An 11,516-nucleotide genomic window follows, 5' to 3' on the forward strand; every position below is an offset into this window, starting at 1 on the left:
AGAGACTCAGGTAGTACATTTTCCTATGAAGTCTAATAAAAAAATAGCACTACAGACAGATACCCAAATCCCGCCTGATTTTGATTACAATAGAGAATTTAAAAAAGCTTTCAGCCTGATGGAAAACAGCGATAAGAATATTTTTGTAACAGGTAAAGCCGGTACCGGGAAATCTACACTCTTAGAATATTTTAGAATAAATACCGATAAGAGAATCGTTGTATTAGCGCCAACAGGGGTAGCGGCTATTAAAATTAGAGGTCAGACAATACACTCTTTCTTCAGATTTCCGCCGCGGCTAATTCAAAAGCAGCATATTAAGAAGCTGCGTAACAAGAATCTAATAAAGAATATAGACGTAATAGTGATAGATGAAGCATCAATGCTGCGAGCCGACCTATTGGACGCTATTGACTACTCCTTAAGATTAAATAGAGCTAATGATATACCTTTTGGCGGCGTTCAATTGATAATCTTCGGAGACCTCTTTCAACTACCGCCGGTGGTTGAATCTGAGGCCAAAGATCTAATGACCGATATCTATAAGAGTCCCTATTTTTTCAGTGCAAAAGTATTTAAAGAGATCGATTTAGAATACATTGAGCTAAAAAAAATCTATAGACAGAGAGATAATGATTTTATAGAGCTGCTCAACAGAATACGGGTAAAGAAGGCCACAAAGGGAGATCTTGATTTTCTAAACAGACGCTTAGATTACAACATAAAAAATAATTCTACTGGTATAGTCACCCTGACAACCACGAATAACCAGGCAAAAAATATCAATATCAGCTACTTAAATGAAATTAACTATAGAGAATATCAATACGACGCAGAGATAAGTTCTAAATTCAAGGAATCATCTTACCCTGTAGAGGCCAAACTGAGGTTAAAAAAAGGAGCTCAGGTGATGCTGGTTAGAAATGACTCTCTTAAAAGATGGGTCAACGGAACGATTGCTGAAATAGTAGGCTTAACTCAATCAGATATAAAAGTAGCTATAGATGGAGAGATACATAAAGTTCATAGAGTATCATGGGAAAAGATAGAGTACAGCTACAACTCTTTAGATGACAAAATAGAAGAGGAGATTGTGGGTTCATTTGAACAATACCCGATCAAATTAGCCTGGGCTATAACGATTCATAAAAGCCAGGGCCAAACATTTAATGACGTTATTATAGATATGGGCTTCGGTGCTTTTACACACGGACAGACCTACGTAGCGCTTAGCCGCTGCAGGACCCTAGAGGGAATACTGCTTAAGAGCCCCATAACTCATAGTGATATTATCTTTGATGACAGAGTCTATCAATTCCAAAAATCGTTTAAAAATGAAAAAGGAGAACTAAAAAAATATGCCGAACCAGAAAAGAAGAAAAGATGTAAGAAATCTTGCGATTATAGCGCACGTTGACCACGGGAAGACTACCTTAATAGATGCACTTCTCAAATATACGGGCGCCTATGATTTTAAAGAGGGTGAGGTTGCTGTAATGGACTCAAATCCTCTTGAGAAAGAGAGAGGTATTACCATTTTCTCTAAAAACGCTTCCCTGCAATATAAAGGGGTACAATTCAACATTGTCGATACACCCGGGCATGCTGATTTCGGCAGTGAGGTCGAGCGTATTCTTAAGATGGTTGACGGCGTGCTTCTTCTTGTTGACGCTTTTGAAGGACCTATGCCGCAGACTAAATTTGTTTTGAAGAAGTCACTCCAGCTGCATTTAAAACCAATACTTGTGATAAATAAGCTTGATCGTCTCCATGCCCGTCCGGATGAAGTAGCAGATATGACATTTGATCTTTTCTGTGAGCTGAACGCAACTGACGAACAGCTTGATTTTCCGGTTATTTATGCCTCAGGTAAGGATGGTTACGCGACTCTTGATCTTAATGAGCCCAGAGACTCTATGAAGCCTCTCCTGGAGACTATCCTGCATAGAGTACTACCGCCGATAGCTAACCCTGATCTGCCTTTTCAGATGCTGGTTACAATGCTTGATTATGACTCTTATGTTGGACGAATTGCTATCGGGCGGGTTTTTCACGGGTCTATCTCTGTCGGGGATCCTATGGCGCTTGTGAAACGTGATGAAACTATTACAAAAGGTAAAGCAACTAAGATTATGAAGTATCGCGGCCTAAACCGTATTGAGGCCGATAAGGCTGCAGCAGGAGATATTATATCTATTTCCGGGATAGAGGATGTAGAGGTTGGAGAGACACTCGCGTCTATTGATAAGCCGAAAGGATTGCCTACCATCAAGATAGATGAACCTACAATCTCTATGAATTTTTCTCATAATACAAGCCCTCTCGCGGGTAAGGATGGAGGTAGATTCCTAACATCACGGCATATACGGGAGCGTCTTGAGCATGAGGCTATGATTAATGTCGGCATCAACGTCGAAGAGGTTGCGGGAACTGAGCGGTTGAAGGTTTCATGCCGCGGTGAACTGCATCTTGCTATTCTTATTGAAACAATGCGCCGTGAAGGGTATGAGATGGAAGTCTCAAGACCCCAGGTTATTTTGAAGAAGATGGGCGGTCAGACGCTTGAACCTGTTGAAGAGGTAATAATCGAGGTAGAAGATGAGTATCAGGGTGTTATTATGCAGGCGCTTGGAGTTCGCAAAGCTCAAATACGCAACCTAAAGACAACATCAACAGGTGCTATCCGTATGGAATTTGTTATTGCCTCAAGAGCGTTAATTGGGTTTAGAAGCGGGTTTCTTATGATGACCCGAGGCAATGGTATCATGTACCAAAATTTTCTTGAATATCAAACCTATAAAGGAGAACTGCCCAGCCGTCAAAGCGGCGTTCTCATTTCACACGGATACGGCGATGCAGTGGCATATGCGCTTTATAATTTACAGGCACGCGGGGAGATCCTTGTTAAACCAGGAGAGAAACTATATCAGGGGATGATCGTCGGCGTAAACAACAAAGGAGCCGATATTGTTGTAAACGTTTTACGTGGAAAAAAATTAACCAATATGCGTGCCTCAGGAAAGGATGACGCAATTGTACTTATACCTCCGCGTCAAATTACTATTGAGTTTGCTCTTGAGTTTATTGAGGACGATGAGTTGGTTGAGATAACCCCCAAACATATAAGGCTCAGGAAATTGCTTTTAACGGAAGTAGATCGCAAACGGATAAACCGTAGTGCAGAACAAAAATAATATTACATTAAAGGTATTGTAAGGTTGGCATTAAATGATAAATTGTAGAAAACTATTACTTCTGAATGTTTTATTTATTTTAGTGCTGGCCGTCTTTATAAATTCAAATAACCTTCTGTTTGTATTTATTAAATTTTTATACATTTTATTTTTGCCCGGGGGACTATTACTCTGTTTTACCAGAAAAGAGGAGGAGACATTTCTAGCGTTTATCTTTAAAGCTTTTTCGGTTAACCTAATTTATCTTATAATTTTTACAGCGTTGATAAAATTTGTCTATCCCCCTTTAATGCTCAGTAAACTCTATCTGATAAACATAATTTGTTCCGTGGCTTTTCTATTTTTCCTTCCGAAAATCCGTCTCAGGGTTATTCGTATATCAAAATCAGATATAAAAATACTTATTGTAAGTACCTTTTTTCTGTTTTTATTCATATTCTTGTTTAAGAATTACTTATTTTCCAGATTGGAAGATATGGGTTCTGTGGTTTACAGCAACTATACATATCATTTTGAAGAAGATAAAATTCAACCGCAGTCCCGCACGTTTGGAAGCGTCTGGAAGAAAAAAGATCAGACATATTTTCTCGAGAGTAGAAAAACAGGAAAGATTTATTTTCAAAGTCCGCAACAAGAAAGGTCTATCTGTATCACTTTGGCAATAAAAGGTAATGTTGGCAGCAGCGTTGCTCTTAGATGGAATGGGGAACCTTTGGGCGATTTTGTTGTCAAACCATTTAAGTACGAGGGGGGTGCACCTTTTTTGAAAAATTATGTTAAATTTGCTAAACGCGGTGTTATCTTCTTTGAGTATACACTAGAGAATATGAGTAAAATAAATGTTTTAGAAATTAACTCTACGCAGAGCGATATTTATTGTGAAGCAAGCAGTGAAAAAAAACTTTCCTCTGCTTCAAAATTCCTCTCTGCATATACACTATTTGATTTAATGGAGGTTTATACTTTTAGCAAGGAATATTTAGAAAGAAACCGAACTGCAGCAGCACAGCCCTTTTTGCATTACTACATAGGAAGCATCGGTTTTCTTTTTTTTGGGATGTCTTATAAAACACTAGTATTTATATTTTTAGGTGAATTATTTCTTATCTTTTTGGCAATACAGTCGTTGATAAAGCGAGAGAAAGCATCATTTTTCATAGGTCTTGTTTGTTTGACGCTTCTCTTTCTATATCTTAAAGATTATGTTTATACATGGACTTTTATTTTATTAGACCCTATATACGTTTTAAATTTTCTTCTGTTTATATATTTTTTATTAAAAAGAGAGTTCTTTTGGTGCGGGGTATATCTGTTTTTAATGTCATTAGTAAGGTTTCCCGGGTATTTCCTGGGGGCAGGATATTTATTTCTCTATTCAATATTTTTTGTAAAACGCAACATTGAACAGAGAAAGATTATAAACAGAATCTTTGCTTATACTTTTGTCGGAGCAGTTTTCTTCAACGTTATTTATCCATCCATAATACACGGATTTTCAAATTGGTTCAATGTTCTGTATTTTGAAAATATCGGGGAAGAGCACTATAGTAAAGACTATGTATTTTCATTTGATAATTTTTTTAATTTCTTTAAAAACATTTTCTGCTATACGTTTTTTACGCCATTTTTAATATTATTTCGAAGAGACAAGCTCGCATCTTTTTTGATTTTAAGTATAATTCCCTACAGCTTGATTTTGGCAACAGTTGAAAACGCTCAGCTTTATTATATGTTTCCAATAGTATCTATCTGGTTAATCGGAGGAATGAAAATCTTAAATCCCGAAAAAAGGAAATGAAAATACTGCTAATCAACCCGTTTACAGAGGGAAGGATAGTATATGGAGGTCTATCGCCCTTTTCTCCATTTTTACCGCCGCTGGGACTCTGCTATTTAGCCTCTTTTTTAGAGAAGAACGGCTACGCTGTTAAAATTTTGGATTTAAATATTTTAAGTAATATCAATATCATTGATTCTATCAATTTATTTGATCCGGATATCATCGGCGTTACATCGACAACCGTAGCTTTTAATTCTGCAAAAAAACTTTTACAGATTATAAAAACAAGCTTTCCGGACAAAATCACTGTACTGGGAGGACCTCATATAAGTGTTTTACCCTCGGAAGCTATGGCTGAGTGTCCGGATATAGATATCGGTGTCATTGGTGAAGGGGAGGTTACGTTTTGTGAACTCTCTAATGCTATAAGCAATAAACATGACCTTGGTTTGTGCAAAGGAATTATTTTTAGAAAAAATAACACTACGGTAAGGACAGGTTCCATGCCGCTAATCGATAATCTTGATATATTACCTTTACCGGCCCGACATCTTTTGAATGATTTTAATAAATATCATCACCATTTCTTAAGAGGAGGAAAGAAAATCTCCTCTATGATCACAAGCAGGGGGTGCCCTTATGCATGCACATTCTGTGATCAAACGGTTTTTGGCAGAGAGGTAAGAGGGCATAGCCCGGGCTATATATGCGAAGAGATTAAAATGTTAAAAAGAGATTTCAATATAGATTTTATCTCCTTTGAAGATGATAGTTTCAATTACAGCAGCAAAAGATTAAGAAATATCTGCCAGGAAATAATAAAAGAAAACTTAAATATTTTCTGGGGATGCAGCATACGAATAGACACTATCGACAGAGAAGACGTACAGCTCATGAAGAGGGCAGGTTGCAATAAGATTTATATAGGAATAGAGACGCTGAACAATAGAATTCGTAAATTAATAAATAAACAGACAGAAGACAGTCTGTTAATGGAAAAGATAAAAATTGTTAGGGATTTCGATATAAAAATTAATGCATCATTTATGATAGGATTTCCGACAGAGACAGAGAAGGAGATAGCAGAAACAATAGATAGGGCAATAAGACTACCTGTTGACGGAGAAATTTTCTGTCTCTATACACCTTACCCCGGAACTCCGTTACGAAAATTAGCTAAAGAGAATGGTGTAGTGAGCAGTGATTGGAATACCTATTCTAATCATCTCAGTACTAATGCCTTTTATCCGAACAATATAGATGTAAAGATATTAAATAAATTGCTTTTTTCAGCATACAAAAAATTTTACTTCAGTTTTAAGTTTCTCAGAAAAAATTGTTATAACACGCGTATTCTTAGACAGTTAATAAAATATTTACTTAGAGAACGGCTTAAGAGTGCATATTGACTTACTGAAATATTAAAAACATGAATATAATAAAACTCCCGAAACTTTTATCTGTTTAAACAAAATCTTTATGCAACGGCTTTTGTATATTCTGATCATATAAGGCTGCAAAAAAATATTTGCACCTTCAAAGAACTTTTAATCTCAAAGTGTCCAAAATATGTTACACTACTTAATCTCTGCATTATTTGCAATTCTCTTAACTGTATGGCATACTTTATAAAGAGGGGATTTTTACGCAAATATGAATAAAACAAAGGCGATAGGTATTACTTTATCTATATTGGGGATTATCTTATTTATTCCTAATCTTGCAGATGCCAGGAGAATAAGAAACAGCTTAGATACACCAGAAATACGTGAATTATTACCTCTTATTGTAGAAGCAATTACAAACCAGGACAAAGAAGGGCTCAGTGCTCTTATTAATAGGGACTCTGCTATTAGTAGTAAGAACTGTTGGAATAATCTATTAAGCAATTTAGATAAAGATAGCTGGAAAGCAGAGACATACCGTGCACTTGCAATTACATCTAACTGTATCGGGGAATACAGAAATTCTGTTGAATATAGCAAACAGGCCGCAGAAGAATTTAAAAGCTTGGATATGATTGAAGATGCAGGAGATAGTCTTAAACAGGCCTCTACCATATTGAAACAGAACCTCTCCTGTTACGATGAAGCAATAGATCTGTGGATAGAATCTGCTGAGTGCTATAGGCAGGCAGAAAATTATTTGGAAGCGGGTAAAGTGTACTCTTGGGCTATAGACATTACTCTTAATAATGTAACAAAATACAATGATGATTCACAGTGGCTCTTTGATACTTACCTTGCTTGTGCTGAATGCTTTAAGAAGGCAGGAAGCTATAAGAAGGCATCAGGGAAATATGATTCTGCAGCATATTTTGCATCTCAAAAACTGTATGATTTTGAATTATCCATACGTTATAACGCCAAATCAGCAGAATGTGCTTTAGGAGCAGCGGAACAATTCCTGGTTGAAGATAAACTGCAAGATGCACTGTTAATGTTTAGAAAAGCTGTCAAAAAATATAACCTTGCTGCAGCATTGTCAATAACAAAGCTAAACAATAAAGCTGGCTCTGCGCTTTACAATAGCCTTATAGGTGAGACCTATTTTAAAATAGCTGAACTACATAATAAAATGGAAGAAACAGCGCTTGAAAAAGAAGCATGGAAAAAGGCAGCCAATCATTATAAAATTGCAATACGGATGTACTGCTTATCAAATAACAGATCTTTAGCAGAAGAGTTCAAGCTAAAAGTAGCTCTGAAATTTGAAAATGTAGGCATGTTCGAAAAAGCTGCGGAATTCTATGATTAAAGAGATCGTTTATATAAATGCGCTATAATTTTAACAACATAATAGAGGGAGTAAGGTAAAAATAACAAGCTTTTTATTTAAATTTATATTGATTGCAATAATTTTAGATTTATTTTTCATTCCTAATCTCATTCAATTTAATTTAATAAAAGAATAAACGCTCCTATACAAATAGAGATAAACAAATTCAAAAATTTTATCTTGACGCTGCCTATAGATAGCGTAAGATAAAAGAATACTTTGGGTAAATCCTAATTCAAAAAGGAAAAGAGGGGCTGTAAAAAAATAAGACTGTTTTGAAAAAAAGGAATGGTATGATTATGAAAAAACTATTATTTACCCTCGCGGTAGTTTTTTATGCACTATCTCTATTCGGATTTAAAGCTTCGGCCTATGTGATCCCTTATCAGGATACCAGGGCAAGGGCATTTTATGTCTTTGGTCTCGAAGGTAATAATTTAGCCGGCGCAGAAGACAACAGGATGGAGATTGTTATTGATATACCGTCTGATGAACTATCCAGCGTGGTTATAGAGGTATACGACCCCGACACAGGAAATTTCTTTGACTGGCGGGAACCTATCTATGAAGTAAACTTTAAACCTACTCTTAACGAATGGAATACTACTTGCAGATTTGAATTTTACGGTAGGGAGCTTCTTGATTCGGTTGAGCTTAACCTTTCGCGAGAGTGGGACAGAAAATGGTATCGATTCGGCCCTTACGACAAAAATCAGGGTGAAAAAGTTGATAAATATTACCGTTTTCGACTTGTTGCTACCGGAATTAGCGGAAGCGACCAGAACCTTTTCAAGATCCGAATATCTCCCGAAAGTGCCCAAAGCTACTCAGAAAAAGTTAAAATCCGCCTGCACCCAAAGGAAGGTAAAGAGATGTTTTTTTATCCCCAAATTCCAGCTGGAACTAAGAATGTAGTAATTGAAAACTACGACCTTGATATTGACGGCGGCACTAGCACTTTTGCCTCAGATGCCAGAAAAAGAGGACATAAGATAAGTGTTTCTGAGAGCGGCCAGTGGAGTCAGACAGTTGTTCCGGTATATTCCGATACTGGAGGCAGCATGGTATATACCATTACCAAAGGTACTCAAAGATATTCAAATGTAGCAATACAGATGAAGACCGATAAGGGAGAATCTATCCCTATATATTTCAAAAAAGGTACTTATAGAGTAGTAAAAAAAGTTGTGGCTCCAGTAAAACCGAAACCGGCTCCGAAACCGACTCTGAAACCTATTCTAGAGAAGAAAACTCAATGTAATAAATTTACTTTTGATGCCACCAAATCTTATGATCTCGATAAGAAGGAACTTAATTTTCTCTGGGACTTTGGTGACGGTACCACCAGCACAGAACCTGTTATAACTCATATATATGAAAAGGGCGGGGAATATACAGTAACGCTTACTGTTAGCAATGATTCCGGGCTGCCCTGCGATACTTCAGCAACTTCCCAAAAGATATTCGTTAATACTCCTCCAATAGCGAATTTCAGCTCGCCTAATGTTGTCTGTTTATCAGATACAGTCTATTTTGATGCTAGCAGAACTTTTGATGATGACCCGGAAAAATTAACTTATAGCTGGGATTTTGGAAACGGATCCCGCGGCCATAGTGAGAAAGTAAGCCACATATACAGCAAGAGCGGCACTTACAATGTAACACTAACCGTAGATGACAATGCAGGTACAACATGCAGCATTGACAGCATGCAGAAAGTTGTTAAAGTAATTACTCCGCCTGTAGCTAATGCCGGCGGTGACATCAATCTCTGTCTTAAGTCTCTGGATGAGAAATATATCGTAGTATTGGATGGTTCTAGATCAAAAAATCCCGACGGTACACCTCTCACTTATACCTGGAATTTAGGTGATGGTACTATTTTAAATGGTAAGAGAGTAGAGCACATCTATAAAACCAGCGGTATTTATGCGGTTACTCTTGTCGTAGATAACGGCATCGGCCTCTCCTGCAGCAAAGCTTCAGATACAATTACTGTAAAGTTAAATAAAACACCCCTATCTTCTGCCGGCGACGACAGAAAAGCATGTGTCGGTCAAGCTGTCAGTTTTGACGGTTCAGCCTCTAAGACCGAATCGGGAGAAAAGCTCAGCTATAAATGGGATTTCGGTGACGGTAGTAAGTCTAAAGGTATAAGGGTTAGTCATACTTATGAAAAAGGCGGCAAATACCCAGTCACTCTTACCGTAAATGATAATATGGATACAGCATGTTCTACCGATATGGATGTTGCTTTTATAGATATAAACTCTAAACCTTCAATAGTACTTGCTAAGGTTAGTAATAGCTGCGTAGGTAAAGAGATTTTCTTTAATGCTTCAGGTTCTAATGATCCTGATGGTGATACTCTTAGCTATACCTGGGACTTCGGAGACGGTGTTATTGAGAAGAGAGCTTCTTCCAGGGTAGTCCATGCCTATAAGGAAGGCGGTTCTTATACCGTTTCAGTAACGGTTGATGACGGTAGTGAATCTGCCTGTTCTTCTGCTTCCGATTCTCGTAGAATCGATATAAATACTCCACCGGTTGCAAAGCTTGATATGATTAACCTTTGCTGTGTTGGTATGGAACAACAGTTTGATGCTTCAGAATCTTTTGATGCCGATGGAGACACCTTAAGCTATACCTGGTATCTAGATGACGGTACTATATCTCAAGGCGTCACAATATCTCATGTTTACGATAAACCCGGAAGATACAGGATTATTCTTGAAGTCAATGATGGTTCAGGAACCGAGTGCAGCTCCGATTCTATAGCAGAGACTATCAAAGTCAGCAGCCATCCTGTTCCGATAATTGAAATAAGATAATAAGCGGGATATAAAGTTTTGAAACGAGGTTGTAACTATATAAAGATCACACTGCTTGTTTTATCATTGTTTTTATTGCCTGCTTACATCTATGGACAGGATGCACCTGTAATAGAAGCAATAGACTCTCCTTGGGATTTTGGACAAGTTAAAAGAGGTGAAATAGTTAGGGATTATTTTAATTCTTATAGGAATTATTCTGTCTATTCCAAATTAAACTTACTCCAGACCAAAAACACCATTGCTCTTTCAAGAAGACGTTGACTACTGTTATATAGCAAAGTATAATATCGTAGGTAAGCAGAGAACACGTTTAATCTGGAAAAAAACTAACACAGAAAGAAGGAGGAGTACCAATGGGTGATAAAGGTCAGAAAGATAAGAATAAGCATAATAAACAAGCAAACAGAGCAAGGAACGCAAAAAACGAAGCAAAAAAGAAAAAACAAGAAAGGACATACTAGCAGAAAAGAAGAAGCGATATAAAATCTGTATATTAATCAGCCTCTTTAAAGTAACTGTCCTATCCTTGACAAATCTAAATTTAAGCATAAAATGAAACAAAAGGAATTATGGAAAAGAAAAGATCAGTTGGAACAATAGTATTTCCTATCTTCTTATTGCTTTTAGGAACTGTAACTACAATTTTTATGACATTGTTCATAATAGCGTTTCTTATTCCAGAGAGTCAGTTTTCAATTAAGATATTAGCAAGTATAAATATTAATAAGATGCATCAAGAATTTTGGTCGGTCTCATTGCATGAAATACCTATCTGCTTGATACAGATGTTCTTTGGAATATGTGCTTTTGTTGCCGGTATTGGCATCTTAAAACTTCAGGATTGGGGACCAAAGCTATTTATGTTACTTGCAGCGGTCGATATACTTACGCATATAATCAATAGCATAGTCTTTAAACAGTCATTATTAC

Annotated in this window: 8 protein-coding genes; all 8 read left to right on the forward strand. The window is 36.9% G+C overall.

Annotated elements, in window-relative coordinates:
- Positions 1-25: 25 nt before the first annotated feature.
- Positions 26-1,417: a DEAD/DEAH box helicase gene (locus P9L98_04745; protein ID MDP8216605.1), complete on the forward strand. Its 1,392-nt coding sequence runs from the start codon at positions 26-28 to the stop codon at positions 1,415-1,417.
- The gene (typA, locus tag P9L98_04750) at positions 1,359-3,194 is read left to right on the forward strand and encodes a translational GTPase TypA (protein ID MDP8216606.1); all 1,836 of its coding nucleotides are present in this window, start codon (positions 1,359-1,361) and stop codon (positions 3,192-3,194) included. The genes P9L98_04745 and typA overlap by 59 nt, the downstream gene beginning before the upstream one ends.
- 475 nt (positions 3,195-3,669) lie before the next feature.
- Positions 3,670-4,992 (forward strand): hypothetical protein, encoded by a 1,323-nt coding sequence (locus tag P9L98_04755; GenBank protein MDP8216607.1) that lies wholly within the window; start codon positions 3,670-3,672, stop codon positions 4,990-4,992.
- The gene (locus P9L98_04760; protein MDP8216608.1) at positions 4,989-6,383 is read left to right on the forward strand and encodes a radical SAM protein; all 1,395 of its coding nucleotides are present in this window, start codon (positions 4,989-4,991) and stop codon (positions 6,381-6,383) included. The genes P9L98_04755 and P9L98_04760 overlap by 4 nt, the downstream gene beginning before the upstream one ends.
- Positions 6,384-6,627: 244 nt before the next feature.
- Positions 6,628-7,731, forward strand: a complete 1,104-nt coding sequence (locus P9L98_04765; GenBank protein MDP8216609.1) for a hypothetical protein — start codon at positions 6,628-6,630, stop codon at positions 7,729-7,731.
- Positions 7,732-8,051: 320 nt separating this feature from the next.
- The gene (locus tag P9L98_04770) at positions 8,052-10,583 is read left to right on the forward strand and encodes a PKD domain-containing protein (protein ID MDP8216610.1); all 2,532 of its coding nucleotides are present in this window, start codon (positions 8,052-8,054) and stop codon (positions 10,581-10,583) included.
- A gap of 18 nt (positions 10,584-10,601) precedes the next feature.
- Complete coding sequence (locus P9L98_04775) at positions 10,602-10,847, forward strand: hypothetical protein (protein ID MDP8216611.1); 246 nt, start codon at positions 10,602-10,604, stop codon at positions 10,845-10,847.
- A 308-nt stretch (positions 10,848-11,155) separates the two neighbouring features.
- Positions 11,156-11,516 (forward strand): hypothetical protein (locus tag P9L98_04780; GenBank protein ID MDP8216612.1); only part of this gene is annotated, 361 nt, incomplete at its 3' end.

Source organism: Candidatus Kaelpia imicola (assembly GCA_030765505.1).
Classification (GTDB): domain Bacteria; phylum Omnitrophota; class Gorgyraeia; order Kaelpiales; family Kaelpiaceae; genus Kaelpia; species Kaelpia imicola.